This is a genomic window from Bacillus sp. FSL W8-0770 (assembly GCF_038008705.1).
Lineage (GTDB): Bacteria > Bacillota > Bacilli > Bacillales > Bacillaceae_G > Bacillus_A > Bacillus_A cereus.
Genome location: NZ_JBBOZR010000001.1, coordinates 1,301,123 through 1,319,910, shown reverse-complemented (window position 1 = coordinate 1,319,910; position 18,788 = coordinate 1,301,123). Strand labels below are relative to the sequence as shown.

Below are 18,788 nucleotides of genomic sequence, written 5' to 3'. Positions count from 1 at the left end.
TAGTGCTAATATCAAAAAAGAGCCTTTTGACTTATTTTTACCTAAAATGTGGGATTTTGTTTTTTTCACAATAATGTAGGACATGATACCTACAAAGAGCTATTATTTCATTAAGAGAGGGAAAGACATGGAAAGATTAAAAGAGATATGGTCTCGACCACTCACACAATGGGTTGCAAAGACGGTTTATTATCTTGCAATTTTATTTGCATTACTTTGGTTGTATGGATTCCATGATACAAACACAAGTACATTTATTTACAATGAATTCTAGGGTGGGAACGTTATGAAGTTATTAGAACAAATTGAAAAGTGGGCTGCAGAAACGCCTGATCAAACCGCTTTTGTTTGGCGAGATGCGAAAATTACGTACAAACAATTAAAGGAAGATTCTGATGCGTTAGCACATTGGATTTCTTCTGAGTATCCAGACGATCGTTCACCAATTATGGTGTATGGCCATATGCAACCTGAAATGATTGTTAACTTTTTAGGATGTGTAAAAGCTGGACATGCTTACATTCCTGTAGATTTATCTATCCCAGCTGATCGTGTACAACGTATTGCTGAAAATTCTGGTGCGAAATTACTTTTATCGGCAACAGCAGTAACTGTAACTGATTTACCAGTTCGCATCGTAAGTGAAGACAACTTAAAAGATATTTTCTTTACTCATAAAGGGAACACTCCAAATCCTGAACATGCGGTAAAAGGTGATGAGAACTTCTACATTATTTACACATCAGGAAGCACAGGTAATCCGAAAGGGGTTCAGATTACTTATAACTGCCTTGTTAGCTTTACAAAATGGGCTGTAGAAGATTTCAACTTACAAACAGGGCAAGTATTCTTAAATCAAGCACCTTTCTCATTCGATTTATCTGTAATGGATATTTACCCATCATTAGTAACAGGTGGTACACTTTGGGCAATCGATAAAGATATGATTGCGCGTCCAAAAGACTTGTTTGCTTCTTTAGAGCAATCGGATATTCAAGTATGGACTTCGACACCTTCTTTCGCTGAAATGTGTTTAATGGAAGCATCCTTCTCTGAAAGTATGCTACCGAACATGAAAACATTCTTATTCTGCGGTGAAGTGTTACCAAATGAAGTGGCTAGAAAATTAATTGAGCGTTTCCCAAAAGCAACAATTATGAATACTTACGGTCCAACAGAAGCTACTGTCGCTGTAACAGGTATTCACGTTACAGAAGAAGTGCTTAATCAATACAAATCACTTCCAGTTGGCTATTGTAAATCAGACTGTCGCCTTCTTATTATGAAAGAAGATGGCACGATTGCACCTGATGGTGAAAAAGGTGAAATCGTAATTGTCGGTCCAAGCGTAAGCGTTGGATATTTAGGAAGCCCTGAATTAACAGAAAAAGCATTTACTATGATTGACGGTGAGCGCGCCTATAAAACAGGCGATGCTGGCTATGTTGAAAATGGTCTTCTATTCTATAATGGTCGTCTTGATTTCCAAATTAAGCTGCATGGTTATCGAATGGAATTAGAAGAAATTGAGCATCACCTTCGTGCGTGTTCTTACGTAGAAGGTGCAGTTATCGTTCCAATTAAAAAAGGTGAAAAATACGATTATTTATTAGCGGTTGTTGTTCCTGGAGAACATTCATTTGAAAAAGAATTCAAATTAACATCTGCAATCAAAAAAGAACTCAATGAGCGATTACCAAACTACATGATTCCACGTAAATTCATGTATCAATCTTCTATTCCAATGACACCAAATGGAAAGGTAGATCGCAAAAAATTATTGAGTGAGGTTACAGCATGACCGCATATGGATCATTTTATTTTTTCGCTATAGTGGGCATTTTATTAATACCTACTATCATAGCTGGATTAAAAGGTAAAATGTTGCGTAAATATAATGCAGTATTAACATTAGTCATGATTGCTATTATCTTCTCAGATAAACCGAAGCAAGCAATGATGTTAGCCGCATTTATTATTTGGCAATATGCCCTAATTAAAGGCTATTTAATTTTAAGAAAACAAAATAATAGTACATTCACATTTTGCATAGCTGTTATTTTATCGATTTTGCCTCTTATTTTGGCAAAAATCGCACCATTTGCATCGTTACTACCTGAGTTAAAACTTGTTGTTTTTCTAGGTATATCTTACGTAACATTCAGAGCAGTTCAAATGGTATTTGAAGTTCGTGATGGTTTAATTAAAGAGCTTTCTTTCTTTAACTTCTGGGAATTCGTTTTATTTTTCCCTGCGATTTCAACAGGACCTATCGATCGTTACCGTAGATTCCAAAAAGATATTCAAAAGCCACCTAGCGCTGAAGAATATCAAAATTTACTATATACAGGACTAAATCGTATTTTCCAAGGTTTCTTGTATAAATTTATTATTGCTTACTTAATAAAGCAATATTGTATGGATCCAGCATTCGCTCAACACGATACAATCTTTTCAAATATGATTTACATGTATAGCTATAGCTTATATCTATTCTTTGATTTTGCTGGTTATAGCTCTTTTGTAATTGGTGTAAGTTATATGATGGGAGTTAAAACGCCAGAAAACTTTAATAAGCCATTCCTTAGTCGCAATATTAAAGACTTCTGGAACCGCTGGCACATGAGTTTATCATTCTGGTTCCGTGATTTCATCTACATGCGTTTCGTATTTTTTGCAACGAAGAAAAAGTTAATTAAGAACCGTTACACAATTTCGTATATCGGTGCATTTTTAAACTTCTTCATTATGGGAATTTGGCATATCCAAGGAAGCGCTGTTGCGCAGTATATTATTTATGGTCTCTATCATGCCGCACTGTTTATTTTATTCGATATTTTCGAACGAAAAAACAAGAAGCATAAATTTTGGCCAAACAATAAATTCACACGCATCCTTGCGATTGTAATTACGTTCCACGTTGTATGTTTCGGTTTCCTAATCTTCTCTGGACACCTTAACAGATACTTTTAATGCACCCTTCTTATTCCATTAAGAAGTTGCACATATAATATATTTCGGATATAAAGGAGATTTTAAAAATGGCAGAATTCAAAGAGCAAGTATTAGATATTTTAGAAGAAGTATGTGAAAACGATATTGTGAAAGAAAACTTAGATGTTCAATTATTTGAAGAAGGTATCCTTGATTCTTTCGCTGTAGTATCTTTATTAGTTGAATTCCAAGAGCGTTTAGATATTGAAGTTTCTATTTCTGATTTTGACCGTGACGAGTGGGCTACACCAAACATGGTTATTAAAAAGTTGGAAGAAATCCGATGAACAAAGCAAAATTTGGTCCGATGCTTTTAGCATTGGCCCTTTTTGCTGTATTCTTACTTATTCCAACGCGCTTCCTACTTCCACTTTTAAGTGATGAAAAAGTAGAACAAGCTGCCACTTCTTTAAAAGAAGAAAAAATTCAAAGTATGATTTTACAGCAAAAGATGTTAGCAGATCCAAAATATCTTCCGATGTACGGTTCATCGGAATTCGCACGTATGGATGCTTTCCATCCATCTAATTATTTTAAAGTAAAGCCTGAAGGATTTACGCCATTCCTTCTTGGACGCGGCGGAACACAAGACCTTGTACATGTGTTAAACTTCGCATCTACAATGGATCAATTGAAAGATAAGAAAATGGTATTCGTTCTTTCTCCGCAATGGTTTGTACCACAAGGTATTGACGAGACGCACTTTGCACCTAACTTTTCAAAACAACAAGGTTACCACTTTATTTTCAACAATGATTTAAAACCTGAAATGAAAAAACAAATTGCAAAGCGTTTATTAAACTTTGAGATTGTAAAAAAAGAAACTTTATTAAAAATCTCGCTTGAAGGCATCGCTTATGATGATACGAAGTATAAAGTAAAAGCACTTGCTGCTAAACCTTTCGCTTATATTTACCGTAACATTTTAGATCGTAAAGATTTATTTACAGCTATGTTTAATATTAAACCGCACAAAGAGAAGCTCGATCCTTCATTAAAACAAATGAACTGGGAAGAAGCTCGTAAACATGCGGATCAAACAGGTGCAGCAGAATCTGGATCTAATGAATATGGTATCGAAGATGGTTACTTCAATAGCAAAATTAAGAAAAAATTAAAGCAACGTGAAGGTTACTTAAAAAATGATGCTTACGACCAATCGCCAGAATATGAAGATTTACAAATTGTACTTGATTTATTAAAACAATCTGGTGCAAAACCACTCTTCATTTCTGTTCCTGTAAAAGGTCCTTGGTACGACTACGCTGGCTTCCCAAAAGAACGCCGCGAAGCATACTATAAGAAAGTTCATGAGCAAATTAAAAAAGCTGGTTATCCAATTGCCGACTTCTCAAATCATGAATACGATAAATACTTCTTAAAAGATCATATGCACTTAGGTTGGAAAGGCTGGGTTTACATCGACGAAGCCATCCAACAATTTTATAAAGCAAACTAATGAAAAGACCGCTTGAATTACTCAAGTGGTCTTTTTGTATATATTTTGTAATTGTTCGATTGCATTCTCTGCTTCTTTCATAACTCGCTCCACTACATGCTGAGCTGATTCGATTCGAGCTAATGATGCTGCCTGTCCTGCCCAAAGTGACATATATTCTTCCTTATTTTGCTTCGCTGCCTCTTGGCGTATTTTAGAAGTTAATACGTTTTGCACTGGATACATCGGTAGCCCTTCTTCTTTTCCTTCATGTCTCTCTATAAATTCATTCCGAATACCCCGCGCATATTTCCCAGAAAACGCACGAGTTACAGTTGTGCTCGTATCTGTACTATGTAAAACCGCTTCTTTATACACATCGTGCGTAATACTCTCTTCACTTGTTAAAAAGGCCGATCCCATTTGAACACCTTCTGCTCCTAGTGCCAATGCCGCAACAAGCCCTTGTCCGTTCATTACACCACCTGCTGCGACAATTGGGATATGTGGAACAGCCCCTACTAACTGAGGTATCAACGCAAAAGTACCAATCATAGCATCTCGTTCTTTCCCAATAAACGTTCCTCTATGCCCTCCTGCTTCGCTACCTTGCCCAATAATAATATCTACTCCTAGCTCAGCAAGTACTTTCGCTTCCTTCACATGGGTAGCTGTTCCGATAACTTTTATTTCACTTCTTTTTAAATCATTTATTTCTTCTTTTTCTAACGTTTGAAATGCAAAACTAACGACCGGTACTTTTTCATCTAATAGCACTTGTAATTGTTCCTTATAGCTTTTTGGAAGCTTTAACGTTCCTTCTACTTCTATACCTAATTCTCTATTCACTCCGCTTAGTAATACTTTCGCCTCATTTACCTTCTCTTCTTCTATTTCTATCTCTTTCGTTACAAGTAAATTAACACCGAACGGCTTATCTGTTAGTTCTCTTATTCTATAAATCGCTTCACGAATTTGTTCTGGGCTCATATAGCCCGCTCCAAGCGTCCCTAATCCTCCGCTATTACTTACTGCTGCAACAAGTTCTGGCGTCGTAATCGCGCCTGCCATACCGGCTTGAACAACGGGATACTCAATTTTTAATATGTCTGTTACTCGACTTATAAACATCATTTCCCCTCCTATTTCCTTTATATCTTCTTTATTTGATAAGCTTTCCCCTGCTTTTGCAAGGGTTGAACTTCATATGAAGCGAATATATTGAAAGAGAAGGAGGCTGAGCTTAATGATTTATCCAAATGCATTAAAACAAGGTGATACAGTAATGATCATTGCACCATCTGGTCCACCTACAATCGAAAATGTATTACAAGGTGTGAATGTATTACAAGAGATGGGGTTATCCGTAATAATCGGGAAGAGTGTTTACGAGAAATATGGATTTTTAGCCGGAAGTGATCAAGTTCGGCTTGACGATATACATGAAGCATTTACAAATAATGAAGTGAAGGCCGTTTTCTGTGCACGAGGTGGTTACGGAAGTGCTCGTCTCCTCCCTCACATTCAATATGAAATCATTCGGCAAAACCCTAAAATCTTTTGGGGATATAGCGATATTACAGCTTTACATACTGCTGTTTCACGTTATGCAAAGCTTGTGACATTTCATGGCCCAATGGTTGAAGAATTAGGGAAAGGTGTAGATTCTCTTTCTTTATCTTCTTTCAATCAGCTATTCCATCCGTATTCAACCATTTTATCTGCATCAGAATGTATCGTACCTAGCTCTCACAGTACAGTTACAGGTACGTTAGTTGGAGGAAATTTAGCTGTGTTAACAAGTATAATTGGCTCGCCCTACGAGATAAATACGGACAATACACTTTTATTACTTGAAGACATTGGTGAAGAACCGTACCGCATTGACCGTATGTTAAATCAGCTACTTTTATCTGGAAAGTTTAATGAATGTAGGGGCGTTATTTTCACAAGTTGTCACGACTGTACTCCTTCAAAGCCATCTCAATCATTGCAAGCAATATTATATGAATATTTCGCACCATATCATATACCGGTCCTATTCGGTTTACCAATTGGACATATAAGTCCAAACATCGGTATTCCACTTGGAGCTACAGCGACAATAAACACGAATAATAAAACAGTCTCTATTTCTTCCGGTATAGCCACTCCATATTCAAATTAAAAAGGAAAAGCGATTACGCTTTTCCTTTTACTTATAATAATTAAAAATTCGTCCAGATGAGATATCTGCAATTTCTTCTGGAATAAATGTTTTACTTATATCAGTACCAACATTTAATACAGCTGTAGCATCTTTCTCAATGCTACCAAATAACTCTTTCCCACGTATCGTAATAAGGGGCGTTCCTTCTGGCAACACATCTTTTACAAATTCCATTTGTGTAAAGAACGGAACGATCCATCTACCTTCTCCTTGGAAATGACGCAAACGAAGTATTCCCTCTGTTGCCCCGTCCTCTGCTTCTAGTGAACCAGCAACATAAAACTCAGTAGATAAGAGCAATTCATAAAATTCCTTTTGCTTCTGTTTATCATCCCCTGCTACAACAAGTACCTCTTCTAATTTCTTTACTGAAATTTGCTCCATATGATGCCACCCCTATTTTCAAAATGATTGTACTTAGATTATACGAAATATTCTTATTTTTTTCTACATAATTTGCAATTATTTTCTTAAAATAATTTTAATACTTCTTTTGTCGTCACAATCGTAGCAAACTCTTCATGTAAATTTACAAGTGTCATATTGTGAATATCTTCTGCACTATACTCCTTACCATCTAAACCTTTACGGCTAAAAGTAGCCGTTGCATCACTCACTAAATATGTTGTAAATCCTAAATTCCCTGCCATTCGTGTTGTAGTTTCCACACAGTGATTTGTCGTTAATCCTACAACCACTACTGCATTACATTTGTTCTTTCTTAATTGCTCTTCTAAATTTGTCCCAATGAACGCGCTGTTAACGAATTTCTGAATAACCACTTCACCAAGTAGTGGTTGCACTTCTTCTTTAAAGTTTACCGTTTCCGCTCTCTCATAAAACATTGACTGAGCATTTTCTTTATTTACATGTTGAATATGAAAAACTGGTCGTTCCCTTTTTCTCCATTCTTCTAATAAAATTCTCATGTTTTCTTCAGCAAAAATATTATTTCTCTCGCCCCAATCTGGTAATTGAAATGCCTTTTGTACATCGATTATGATAAGTGCTATTTGATTTGTCATCATTTCCCCCTTAATTTGGCTGTAATTGAAATAGAAAACCAAGTTGTTGTGACGCAGTAATAAAGCAAACATAGGCGCAAAGCTCTACAATTTCTTTTTCTGTCCAATATTGTTTTAATACGTGAAACATAGTATCATCTATTGCTTTTCGGTCATGAACAAATGTATGCGCAAAAGTAACGGCTACACCAATCTCCTCTGCCTTTTGCATATCATCAGGTCTTCCTTTTGCCATACAGTACGGACATTCATTCCCATACGCTAATGTTCTTCTCACTTGCTCCTTCAACTCTGCTGAAAGAGTTCCTTTATTGTACAGTGTATCTTCTAACGTACTCCACGAATGTAATATATCCGAATTATGCCCTAATAACTTTTGAAACTTTGTATCTCCTACATTTGATAATAAAATTCTCTCCATCATTTCCCCTCCTATTTCCTTCTGTTTTATTGTAAAATAAATAACGTTCACTTTACATTTCATATGAATCTTAATTTATATTTTCCCTTTACAAAAATCATTATTTTACTGGAGGTATATTTACAAATGCAATTAGACCGTGTTGATCGGAAAATTTTAAATGAATTATATAATGATAGTCGCCTTTCGATGCGTGAATTGGCGAAACGAGTAAACTTATCTGCTCCATCTACTTCAGAACGTGTTCGTAAGCTCGAAAGCGAAGGTGTTATTCAAAAATACACAATCGATATTGATTATAAAAAAGCAGGACTCGTTTTAGATTGTATTTTAGAAATCACTTTAAAAAATGGTGATACAACACGTATGCAACAGTTTATTCAGTCTTATCCATCTGCAAGTTTTTGTTACCGAGTAACAGGAAGCTTATGCTACATTGTAAAAATTTCTGTTCCTTCACTCGTTGAACTGGAAGAATTTATCAATGATGTTTCTTCATATGCAACGACCGTTTCTCATATCGTATTATCAGAAGTATCTCTTACTCCTGATATTGAACATATCTTCCCAGAAGATTAATTTATTTTTATTCATAAAATATAAAAAAACCCCTTACAATAAGAATAAAAATAATATATCATGTATTAAAATACATAAAGTTCGAGAAAGGGGCTTTACATTGAAAATCTGGTTTTATGAAAAAACGGCACAATTAGATGACTTGCTTGGTATTTGGGACAATGTTCCAACCATCCCACGAATTGGTGAAAAAGTGGAGATTTTAAAGACGGTCCGCACTGTTACAGATATTAAATATGTAAAGAACGGTAATAATTTTCGTGTAGAAATTATTACAAATTAAAAAGTAGCTCCTTAGGAGCTACTTTTTAATTATCTATTATGTGCTTTCTTTATAACGATTTTATCTTCTTCTACAGATACTGTTACATAATCATTTTCTTCTAACCGAAGCTTATTTACAGCCTCATCTGGTAACTCTATGGCCATCAATCTATCGGTTACGATCACTTGACTATACACTTCATTTTCTTGTGATGAACTCACTACTTTTTGCTCATTTATAAAACGTACTCGTGGCACGCCAACTTCTTCTACTGTACGCCATTGTTTCCAAACATAAGGAATTAACCAAAGTAATCCAACAACTGTAAGACCGATACCAATCCATAAATTACTTTGCGCTTGTAATTCAGTAATTGAGATTGTACCACTTTCTTCTCCACCGAAAAATTGCATACTTGTTGCAATCAAATTATTTAGAGCGTGCACAGCTATATTCGTCCATATATTTTGTGTCCTTATATATAAAAGACACATAACGACACCAAACATGAACGCACCAATAACATCAAAATGTCCTAAGCCAAAAATAATTGAAGATATAATTACAGCTTTTTTAATTCCCCATTTATAAGCCATTCGCTGTAAGAAAAATCCCCTAAAAATAACCTCTTCCATAATAGGTGCTAACACACATGCTGAAATGAAAGTAAATATCGTCATATATACGTTACTCGTATTAATAACATTTCCGTCTTCTAGCATAGTAACTAAGAAATTAGGTAACGTATGTGCTAATATGTAAAATTGAATCTGAGATATGCCAACTGAAGAAATCATTCCCATTATCGTTGCTAATACAATTAATCCCCAAGGTAAATGTCCTGGCTTATAAAAAAAACTGTTAAATACAATATTATTTTTATTTGTTTTTACGTATAGCCAAAGTAACGGAAATACAAAAAATACAGTTATTTGTGAAATAACCTCCATCGTATTCTCAGAAACATTTGCTAGACCTAATGGGATGATTATAAGGAGCACCCCTATAATCATCCATCCAAAAAAGCTACGTAGCCTTATACGTGAAAATGCATAGTGCATATAGAACCCCCCAAAAGATAGTAAAAATACAATAAAACTTTAATCAATACTTTATAGGCAATCCTTTCCCTATAAATAGCAGGATAACTAAATTATAATATGAATATAGTTGAAATTCTTCCTATTTTTCTCAAATCATTTCAAACAGCATATCTCTTAAAATAACATATCGCTGTTCTTCAGGTTGCAATCTAAGAGAAATTTATGTAATAAAAATCCCCGTTTTTACAAGCGGGGATTTCTTTTATTATAATACGTCACGTTTTTGGAATAATGCACTTGATGCTACAAGTAACACAACAAAGTATGCAGCTACAAGTAATAATGAAGTTGTAAACGTAAATTCTGTAAATGTTGGTTCCATTCCACCATTGATTAATTTATTACTATCGTAAGCTCTTAAATCCAAATGGTTGAATACTACAAACTTCGCTACACCTTTTGCAAACATTATTAATACCATATTAATTGCACCTTGTAAGAAGAATAGGAACATCGTAATAATTAATGGTAATACAGATTTTCTAAAGACATTTGCTAGGAAAAATGCAAGTGTTGCAAAAAAGAACGGTGAAAGTAGTTGATATAAAGTAGACTTCATTACGATTCCTAATGTTAATTCTGTTTTACTACCATCCATTACAATACCGCCAATAATCATTGCAATTAGCATACCAGCTAATACGATAAATAACATTGCTAATAACACTGTAATATATTTAGAAAATAAAACTGCAAGTCTTTTTCTTGGACGGATTAACAATTGTTTAATTGTACCTTTTTGGAACTCATCAGTAAGAGTACGGGCAGCAAGTGTAATCCCAAAAATCGTTGTAAATAAAACAATTAAGCCAATCTCTGAGTTTGCATAATCTAAATATGCCCCCTTAAACTCATCACCTTTTCCCCACTTCAACATTGCTAAAGTACCTAAAATTTCGAGTGCCGCAATGACACCAATTAAAATATACATACCTTTTTTCGCATGCAACTTTAAAAATTCATTTTGAATTAATTTAAACATTACGCTTTCACTCCCCCAGTAATCGCTAAGAACTCATCCTCTAACGTTTTATTTTGAACAGTAACGCCATATACAAGCACATCAGCATGAACAAGTTTTTTTACAAGTTGCGGAATGTTGTCTTTTGTTACAGATGCTACAATTACATTCCCTTTTGCTTTGCCTTTAATGATTTCATTTGCTTTCTGAACTTCATCTACTTCAAACGCTACAACGACTGCCTCATCATGTTTCACTTTTTCATGTAAGTTGTACTCTTGTACAAACTCACCTTGTTTAATAATAACAACGCGATCACACATTAATTCAATTTCACTCAATAAGTGACTTGATACGATTACAGCAATATTCTCTTCTTTCGCTAAACGTTGTAAATAATCACGAATTTGGCGAATACCAGCTGGATCTAATCCATTTGTCGGCTCATCTAAAATTAAGATTTTCGGCTGATGAAGTAATGCCTGTGCAATTCCTAAACGTTGTTTCATACCAAGTGAATATGTTTTCACCTTTTTATGAATCGCATGCTCTAATTCAACAAGCTTTACAATCTCAGCAATGCGCTCTTTACTAATTGGTGTAATGGCCATATTCGCAAAATGCTTTAAGTTTTGCATTCCTGTCATATAATCATATAGTTCAGGATTTTCTACAATCGCTCCAATTTGCTCTAGTGCCTTTTCACGCTCCGAGCGAATACTATGTCCACAAATTGTAATATCGCCCTCTGTCATTGAAATAAGACCTGTCATCATACGGATCGTCGTCGTCTTACCGCTACCGTTCGGCCCAAGGAATCCGTATACTTCTCCTTCACGAACCTCAAATGATAAACCACGAATAATTTCCGTTCCACCAATCTTTTTTCGAACATTCTCTAACTTTACTACTACGTTTCCCAATGCTGATTCCTCCTTTAGACTTCTAGTTTTTTATCGATAATGTGACCTGTAACTACTAGTAATATAATTGTTAATAAACAATTAAAAAATAGATTTAAAATTGTAACCTCTGTACCAGAATAAAATGATGTATTTAAAAAACCATTTTGATCTATAAATCCAATATTATTTATAGCAAACACATACTTTTCTATTTGCTGAAAAATATACGTTATTCCTCCATTAAATGCGGTAAAAATGACGAATAAAACTAAACAAGCAACTTTATTCATCGATGATTTCACATTGAATAGTTTTACAATTACTATAATAAAATAAATAGAAACTAGCATATTAAGAAAATCTAGTCCCCATAAAAAAATAGATAATATATGATGTAATATTCCATAATTATATAAACTGTGTATTGCTTGCTGAATACCTAAATTAGTTTTTCCATTGTAAATATTTAAAGAAAAATAGTATAGAAAAATGATTCCTATTCCTAGCAAAATCATAAAGAGTAGTACACAGAATAAAATATTTGCACATATATACTTTTTTGCTGAAATAGAAGTATAACGTAGCATAGAGTTTTTTAACATTTTCCGAAAAGACGATACACCTGTTAAAAGAATTGCAAATCCATTTATACCTAGTACGATAAAGAATATAATAATAATTATATCTTGCCTACCTGAAATTCTAACTCCTGAAACTCCTTTCATATTAAATAAAAGAATTAATGAAACTGTAATAAAACCAAAGTAAATAATGGCTATCTTTCTCTTATTACAATTATACAGATAATGAAAAAGCTGATTCATTTCTCATAGGCCTCCTTAAACAACTCATGTACTGCTTTACCCTTTTGAAATCGTAGTTCTTCCACATTTTCATGCAATATTATTTCTCCATCTTTCAAAAAGATTACTTCATCGAATATATTTTCGATTTCTCTTATTAAATGAGTCGATATAAGTAGCGTACAATCTTCACGATAAAATTTAAGTATTAGCTCAAGTACATGTTCTCTAGAAACAAGATCTATCCCGCCCAATGGCTCATCCAGTACGTATAGCTTCGCTTTTCGAGAAAATGTTAAAATAATCTGCAGCTTCTCAACCATACCTTTTGACAATGCTGTAATTTTTTCTTCTAACGGTATTTTAAATTCTGCAATCGTATCTACCGCTTTTTGAATATCGAAGTCTTTATAAAAATCTCGGTAAAAAAATAAAGCATCTTTTACAGTCATCCAATCATCAAAGACTGGCTTATCGGACATAAATGAAACGATTTCTTTCGTCTGTAATCCTACCTTTTTACCGTCTATTGTAATACTACCTTCAGAAGGGTGTTGCAAGCCTGCAATCATTTTCAATAACGTCGTTTTCCCGCTCCCGTTATCTCCAACAAGCCCAACGATTTTCCCTTCCGTAATCTCTATGTTTAATTCACGGATCACTGCTTTTAATCCGTATCTCTTCCATAAGTTTTCTATTTTCAATAGCTCTATCATTGGCTCTCCTCCCTCTTATCATGTAATGAAGAACGAAGAATTGTAAGAATTTCTTCTTCTGAAAAACCTAAATTGTCCATTCCATCTATAAAAGAATGAAGTAATTCTTTCGCCATCTCTTTTCGTAGCTCCATAATTTTCTCCCCTTCATTCGTTACATACCGTCCCATTCCTCTACGTGTGACAACAACTCCATCCCGTTCTAGCTCTTGAAATGTACGCTGAATCGTATTTGGATTCACTTGTAATTCACTCGCTAATTCACGGACAGAGGGAATTTTATCACCAGGCAATAAATGTCCTGTTACGATCTCTTTTTTTATGTATTCCATTACCTGAATGTAAATTGGTGTATTTGGAGAAAACTCTATTTTCATTTCTTCCCTCCTTTTGTATCGGTGTACTAGTTGAATAATACACTGATACAAAAGGTTTGTAAATACCCATTTAATTACAAAAAAGTTCTATCCGTTAACCGAATAGAACTTCCCAAATATAAATCGCTATACAAAAATAATAGTGTTATGTAAACAAAATTATAAAGAAAAGCTGTCTTATCAATCAATAAGACAGCTTTTCCTTATAATCCTATATTAAAAGTTAAACACGAAGTCATCGTCAGCTAACTTTTCAACGTTCGTTGCTTTTACGTAACCATTTCCTTTTACAGAGAAGAAATCATGGTTTTTCGTATCTGTACGTAAACCATTTAAAACGATTGGGTTAATTTCTTCTTCTTCAAACTTCGGCTCAAGTCCTAAGTTCATAAGCCCTTTATTTGCATTGTAACGAACGAAACGATTTACATCTTCTACAAGACCGATAGAAGTGTAAATTTCTTCTGTATAGGCCATTTCAATTTCATATAGTTCCATTAATAACTCTTGTGTTTCTTTTTGCACTTCTTGTTGCTCTTCTACAGAAAGTTCTGCGAAGATTTGTTGTGCTAAAATACCGACGAATACGCCGTGAATTGACTCATCCTTTACCTTCACATAAGTTCGCTACTCCTATGCCGTTTATACAGCTTACAGTTTCCTGTAAGAAGAGACTATATCATCTACCTTCTCAGGTAGCCCTCCATTTCGATTTAAGGGATTCTCACCCACCGCTTGGCCCTACTCCTCTTGCGGAATTTCACCGCCATTGGGATAGTCGTTGAACGTTCCTTTATCTACGTATCGCACCCACCACTGTTTATACAGTTTTCGATGTCTGATACGGCTTCCTGTGCCGCTCGATAACCCATGTTTTCTTTCAATGGATGCATTAGATTCACCGGCTTGTAGCATCTGAACGATATCCAAAAACATTTCAAGAGTCACACGTCCCCTTGTTTTCAGTTGGTGTTCAGATTTAACCGGCATATAATTTTGCACTTTTCCCCAAAGATATTTATAACGTTTCTTATGTCGAATTAAAGATACATAATTAGGATGAAGATTATACATATCAGCAATTTCTGGATTTGTCTTTCCGCACTTTAGTAGTTCTACAATCTCAAAAAATTGTGCATCTGTAATTTTTGATTGTGGATTTTTTTCACCTATAACACGTTGCCTTTTCTTCTCTAATTGTTCTTCAGTGAATTTAATTCCACCCAATCCTTCTCCGCCTAACGTCAAGTTATAGCCATTATTATAAGAATCATACAGCCAAATATACTGTTGCTCAATCTCACTCAATTCTTCCAATGAACATTCTATTTCCTCTAGAATTCCATATTCTAAAGTGGATTCATATTTACAGTATACTGCTTGTAAATACCTATTATAATGTGTACCACTCTTTAACATCCACATATGTTCCCTAATTCGTTTTAAATTTGAAACGTTCACATCTTTACCAATATAATACTTCCCATTGATTTTTAAATAGTAAATTCCGTACATGTTATCGCTAGATAAAGGCTTCGCTGCTGATTGCCCTATCAGCTATTCTCCTTTCCATCTATTGATAGTTAGAGAATAACCTGAATGCATATATTCATCAATAATAATACAGATAAATTTACAATAGGGGGTCCCAGCAATTAAAAGGGTTTTTCAATTGGTATCTCTACCAAAAGCCGCCATAAGTTAACGGATAATAAGGTTAATAATTTCACCACTTGCCGTCAGTTTACCTTGACCAGCTAAGTAAAGTGGATAGAAAAATCCACTATAGAATAAGTAACTTTCTAAGAACACACTTGCTACCATTGCCATGTATAACTCTTTTTTCGTTACTTCAGGCTTTAATAAACGACGATAGTAACTAGTAATAATACCAGCTTTTTTCTCAAGTAACGGATGATTGTCTACCCAGTCAAAAATATCATCAATTTCTTCTTCTGTAGCTAATGTTGTGAAAATGTGACTATAACTTTTCGCATGTACTTCTTCCATAGCTCCCATGAAAGCTAATACACTTTTCGCTTGTAAATTTTCAAGATGAACAAGTACAAGTGGCATTCCTTCGCCACCTTGTTTCGTATCTAAAAGTGTTAAACCACCTAATACACGCTTATAAGCAATTTGCTCTTCTTTCGATAATTGCACCCAAGTATTTTTGTCAGACGAAACCGCGATTTCTTCTTCTGTCCAAAACTGAGCGATGTTTTGCTTCCAAAACATTAAACTGAAATCATCTTCCTTTTTATTCCAGTTAACAGCGCGCATTGAATCACCCCTATATCTATTATTGTTCTACTGAACGGTTAAATTTCCATCTAACAATGAAAAGCTAACCGTTTAGTAGAACAAACCAAGTATGAGCAGGGTTCATAACCCTGCTCATACTATTGGGTTATTCATTTAGTATGGCAATATGCCATTAAACGGTACAAGCCACACACTCTTCCACGCTTAATTTACGTGTTCTCGTATAATACAGACTCTTTAAGCCTTTTTTATGTGCATAGATGTAGTAACGTGCTAATTCACGTGTTGAAATATCACTATTAACGTAAAGAATTGTACTAATTCCTTGGTCAATATGTTCTTGAATTTCTGCGATTAAATCAATTAATTTAAACTGATTCATATCGTAAGAAGATTTATAGTACCAGAACGTATCTTTTGATAAATACGGCATTGGATAATATGTTGTCGCATTCGCATATGTTCTTGATTCGATTTGACTTACGATCGGCATTACGCTTGAAGTTGCATTTTGAACGTAACTGATTGATTGTGTTGGAGCAATGGCAAGACGATATGAGTTGTATAAACCATTCTTCTGCACTTGCTCTTTTAAACTTGTCCAATCTTCTTTTGTCGGAATATGAATTCCTTCAAATAGTTGCTGAACTTTTTCAGTTACAGGACTGTAATCTGTCGTTTCATACTTTTCGAAGTATGTGCCATTCGCATAATCAGATTTATCGAAGTCTTTAAATGTCTCGCCTTTTTCTGTAGCGATTTCCATACTTTTCTCAATAGAATAGTAATTTAACATCATAAAGAATGTACGAGCGAATTCTTTCGCTTCTGCACTTTCATAAGCGATTTTATTTTTTGCTAAATATCCGTGTAAGTTCATTGCTCCAAGTCCAACTGAATGAAGCTCGTCATTTGCTTTTTTCACAGTTGGTGCATTCGGAATAATCGTCATATCAGAAACAGCTGTTAAAGCTTCCATTCCCGCATGAACTGCTTCACGAATTTCTTTATTTTCCATTACGTTTACGATATTTAACGATCCTAAGTTACAGTTAATATCACGACGGATAATGTCATCTGTACCGTAATCATTTATTTCTGAAGTTTCTTGAAGCTGGAAGATTTCTGTACATAAGTTCGACATCTTCACAGTTCCAATATCCTTCAATGGATGTTGATTATTTGCATTTGATTTAAACATTAAGTATGGGTAACCAGACTCAAGCTGAATCATAGCGATTTTAATAAGCATATCACGTGCACTAATATCTAGTGGCTTCTTCTTCACTTTCGGATTGCTCATTAATTCATCGTACATTTCATCAATGTCAATATCATCTAAATGCTTGCCATATTCTTTATAAACCGTATAAGGCGCGAAAACATGGAAAGGTTCGTTTTTCTCAGCAAGCTCAAAGAACTTACTTGGAACGATAATTCCGATTGATAGAGACTGAATACGGCTCTTCTCATCGGCATTTATTTTTTTTGTATCAAGGAATTCAATAATATCCCAATGGAAAATGTTTAAATATACTGCACCGGCACCTTTTCGTTGGCCAAGCTGATTCGCATATGAAAACGAATCTTCAAGCAATTTCATAACAGGTACTACGCCACTTGCAGCGTTGTCGATACCTTTAATTTGCTCACCACGTGCGCGTAGCTTAGATAAGTTTAAAGCTACTCCCCCGCCGATTTTTGATAATTGCATCGCAGTATTAATGTTAAAGCCAATTGAATTTAAGCTATCATCCATCTCTAACAAGAAACAAGACACCATTTCTCCTCTTCTGCTTCTTCCCGCATTTAAAAAGGTTGGTGTCGCTGGTTGGTAGTTTTGTTTTACAATCATGCTTGCGAATTGTCTTGCTTTCGAAACATCACCGCGTCCTAAGTATAATGAAACAATTGCTACACGATCTTCATAGCTTTCTAAGTATTGTTTTTGATCATTCGTTTTTAACGCATAATCTTTGTAGAACTTAGATGCTGCCATATAAGATTGGAACTCGAAGTTTTCACCATAAGCGATGTTATATACTTCCTCTACTTCCTCCAAGCTATACTCGTCCAGAACGTTGTAATAGTAATCATGTTCTTTCATATACTCCATTCGCTCTGCCACGCTATTAAAAGGAACGGTATTCTCTCTAGCTTCTTCCATAAAGACTTCTAATGCCTCTTTATCTTTATGAAGCTGATAAAAACCGTCCTGCATTTGCGTGATTTCATTATTCAGTTCAATGTGTCGCAATCTCCCGCACCCTTTCCTTAAAATATTCTACATCGTTATTTGTTCCAGATAACTCAAATTTTGATACAATAGGCACTTCATATTTAGTAGAAATCTTGTCAGCACTTGCACCGAACATGTCTCCCCAGTTACGATTGCCGCTTGCAGATACGCCTTTTAATTTTTCATTATTGCGCTCTAAAAAGTCTAAAACACGTTCTGGTACATTTCCAAAACCTGTTGTATACGTAATAAGAATAAAGTCTTCATCTATTACTAGATCTTCATCAATTTGAACGGCCGGCATATTTAATTTGTGAATGAAACGCTTCACGTTTCCTGTCATAGAATCATATGCAACTAACATTTCCGACCCTCCCTCTCAAATCTATATTCTCTATATGTTGTTCTTGATTTCTCTATATATTGTATTACGTTTCAAAATAAGACACAAGATATATGTATAAATTCTTTCTTTTTTTAACTTTTAC

Annotated in this window: 21 protein-coding genes and 2 pseudogenes; 8 read left to right on the top strand and 15 right to left on the bottom strand. The window is 34.7% G+C overall.

The window, feature by feature from the left end; genetic code table 11:
* Positions 1 to 127 precede the first annotated feature (127 nt).
* The 5 genes from NST27_RS06910 to dltD all read left to right on the top strand — a co-directional run bounded on the left by NST27_RS06910 (position 128) and on the right by dltD (position 4,453).
* On the top strand, positions 128 to 274 hold the full coding sequence (locus tag NST27_RS06910) for a teichoic acid D-Ala incorporation-associated protein DltX (RefSeq protein ID WP_000440293.1): 147 nt from the start codon (positions 128 to 130) through the stop codon (positions 272 to 274).
* A 12-nt stretch (positions 275 to 286) separates the two neighbouring features.
* Entirely contained in the window at positions 287 to 1,801 is a 1,515-nt protein-coding gene (dltA, locus tag NST27_RS06905; RefSeq protein WP_000770512.1) for a D-alanine--poly(phosphoribitol) ligase subunit DltA, read from the top strand.
* Complete coding sequence (gene dltB, locus NST27_RS06900; RefSeq protein ID WP_000127931.1) at positions 1,798 to 2,973, top strand: D-alanyl-lipoteichoic acid biosynthesis protein DltB; 1,176 nt, start codon at positions 1,798 to 1,800, stop codon at positions 2,971 to 2,973. Before dltA ends, dltB begins: the two co-directional genes overlap by 4 nt.
* 68 nt (positions 2,974 to 3,041) lie before the next feature.
* Positions 3,042 to 3,281: a D-alanine--poly(phosphoribitol) ligase subunit DltC gene (gene dltC, locus NST27_RS06895; RefSeq protein WP_000807310.1), complete on the top strand. Its 240-nt coding sequence runs from the start codon at positions 3,042 to 3,044 to the stop codon at positions 3,279 to 3,281.
* Entirely contained in the window at positions 3,278 to 4,453 is a 1,176-nt protein-coding gene (gene dltD / locus NST27_RS06890; RefSeq protein ID WP_001030269.1) for a D-alanyl-lipoteichoic acid biosynthesis protein DltD, read from the top strand. The genes dltC and dltD overlap by 4 nt, the downstream gene beginning before the upstream one ends.
* A 21-nt stretch (positions 4,454 to 4,474) precedes the next feature.
* Here the strand turns inward: dltD and NST27_RS06885 are convergent, their stop codons facing one another.
* Positions 4,475 to 5,563 carry an NAD(P)H-dependent flavin oxidoreductase gene (locus NST27_RS06885; RefSeq protein ID WP_000470900.1) on the bottom strand — a complete coding sequence of 363 codons (1,089 nt, stop codon included), beginning with the start codon at positions 5,561 to 5,563 and terminating at the stop codon, positions 4,475 to 4,477.
* Positions 5,564 to 5,678: 115 nt separating this feature from the next.
* On the opposite strand from NST27_RS06885, the gene NST27_RS06880 reads away from it, so the two are divergent.
* Positions 5,679 to 6,599, top strand: a complete 921-nt coding sequence (locus NST27_RS06880; protein WP_000640076.1) for a S66 peptidase family protein — start codon at positions 5,679 to 5,681, stop codon at positions 6,597 to 6,599.
* A gap of 27 nt (positions 6,600 to 6,626) precedes the next feature.
* Here NST27_RS06880 and NST27_RS06875 read toward each other — a convergent pair whose 3' ends face one another.
* The 3 genes from NST27_RS06875 to NST27_RS06865 form a co-directional block, all read right to left on the bottom strand.
* Complete coding sequence (locus NST27_RS06875) at positions 6,627 to 7,025, bottom strand: SseB family protein (RefSeq protein WP_000435266.1); 399 nt, start codon at positions 7,023 to 7,025, stop codon at positions 6,627 to 6,629.
* 86 nt (positions 7,026 to 7,111) lie between these two features.
* Positions 7,112 to 7,666: a cysteine hydrolase family protein gene (locus tag NST27_RS06870; RefSeq protein WP_000184431.1), complete on the bottom strand. Its 555-nt coding sequence runs from the start codon at positions 7,664 to 7,666 to the stop codon at positions 7,112 to 7,114.
* A 10-nt stretch (positions 7,667 to 7,676) separates the two neighbouring features.
* Positions 7,677 to 8,087: a carboxymuconolactone decarboxylase family protein gene (locus NST27_RS06865; protein WP_000439702.1), complete on the bottom strand. Its 411-nt coding sequence runs from the start codon at positions 8,085 to 8,087 to the stop codon at positions 7,677 to 7,679.
* Between the two features lie 126 nt (positions 8,088 to 8,213).
* Between NST27_RS06865 and NST27_RS06860 the strand changes: the two genes are divergently transcribed.
* Positions 8,214 to 8,666 (top strand): Lrp/AsnC family transcriptional regulator, encoded by a 453-nt coding sequence (locus tag NST27_RS06860; RefSeq protein ID WP_001175505.1) that lies wholly within the window; start codon positions 8,214 to 8,216, stop codon positions 8,664 to 8,666.
* Between the two features lie 100 nt (positions 8,667 to 8,766).
* Complete coding sequence (locus NST27_RS06855) at positions 8,767 to 8,949, top strand: DUF3913 family protein (protein ID WP_000707107.1); 183 nt, start codon at positions 8,767 to 8,769, stop codon at positions 8,947 to 8,949.
* 29 nt (positions 8,950 to 8,978) lie between these two features.
* Here NST27_RS06855 and NST27_RS06850 read toward each other — a convergent pair whose 3' ends face one another.
* The 11 genes and pseudogenes from NST27_RS06850 to nrdI form a co-directional block, all read right to left on the bottom strand.
* Positions 8,979 to 9,992, bottom strand: coding sequence for a CPBP family intramembrane glutamic endopeptidase (locus NST27_RS06850; RefSeq protein ID WP_000558816.1), 1,014 nt, complete (start codon positions 9,990 to 9,992; stop codon positions 8,979 to 8,981).
* Positions 9,993 to 10,239: 247 nt separating this feature from the next.
* A complete protein-coding gene (locus tag NST27_RS06845) occupies positions 10,240 to 11,016 on the bottom strand; it encodes an ABC transporter permease (RefSeq protein WP_000475422.1) in 777 nt (258 codons plus the stop codon).
* Positions 11,016 to 11,918, bottom strand: a complete 903-nt coding sequence (locus NST27_RS06840) for an ABC transporter ATP-binding protein (RefSeq protein WP_000528788.1) — start codon at positions 11,916 to 11,918, stop codon at positions 11,016 to 11,018. The genes NST27_RS06845 and NST27_RS06840 overlap by 1 nt, the downstream gene beginning before the upstream one ends.
* A 14-nt stretch (positions 11,919 to 11,932) precedes the next feature.
* Entirely contained in the window at positions 11,933 to 12,724 is a 792-nt protein-coding gene (locus NST27_RS06835; protein WP_001072486.1) for a hypothetical protein, read from the bottom strand.
* Entirely contained in the window at positions 12,721 to 13,419 is a 699-nt protein-coding gene (locus NST27_RS06830) for an ABC transporter ATP-binding protein (RefSeq protein WP_000571495.1), read from the bottom strand. The genes NST27_RS06835 and NST27_RS06830 overlap by 4 nt, the downstream gene beginning before the upstream one ends.
* Complete coding sequence (locus NST27_RS06825; protein WP_000687512.1) at positions 13,416 to 13,796, bottom strand: GntR family transcriptional regulator; 381 nt, start codon at positions 13,794 to 13,796, stop codon at positions 13,416 to 13,418. The genes NST27_RS06830 and NST27_RS06825 overlap by 4 nt, the downstream gene beginning before the upstream one ends.
* A 216-nt stretch (positions 13,797 to 14,012) precedes the next feature.
* A pseudogene (locus tag NST27_RS06820) lies at positions 14,013 to 14,408 on the bottom strand (ribonucleotide-diphosphate reductase subunit beta); the annotation flags it as partial.
* Between the two features lie 129 nt (positions 14,409 to 14,537).
* Positions 14,538 to 15,311, bottom strand: coding sequence for a GIY-YIG nuclease family protein (locus tag NST27_RS06815; protein WP_000274263.1), 774 nt, complete (start codon positions 15,309 to 15,311; stop codon positions 14,538 to 14,540).
* 189 nt (positions 15,312 to 15,500) lie between these two features.
* Positions 15,501 to 16,079: pseudogene (locus NST27_RS06810) on the bottom strand (ribonucleotide-diphosphate reductase subunit beta); the annotation flags it as partial.
* 154 nt (positions 16,080 to 16,233) lie between these two features.
* Positions 16,234 to 18,318 (bottom strand): class 1b ribonucleoside-diphosphate reductase subunit alpha, encoded by a 2,085-nt coding sequence (gene nrdE / locus NST27_RS06805; protein WP_001215839.1) that lies wholly within the window; start codon positions 18,316 to 18,318, stop codon positions 16,234 to 16,236.
* Positions 18,305 to 18,664 carry a class Ib ribonucleoside-diphosphate reductase assembly flavoprotein NrdI gene (nrdI, locus tag NST27_RS06800; RefSeq protein WP_000959447.1) on the bottom strand — a complete coding sequence of 120 codons (360 nt, stop codon included), beginning with the start codon at positions 18,662 to 18,664 and terminating at the stop codon, positions 18,305 to 18,307. Before nrdI ends, nrdE begins: the two co-directional genes overlap by 14 nt.
* Positions 18,665 to 18,788 lie beyond the last annotated feature (124 nt).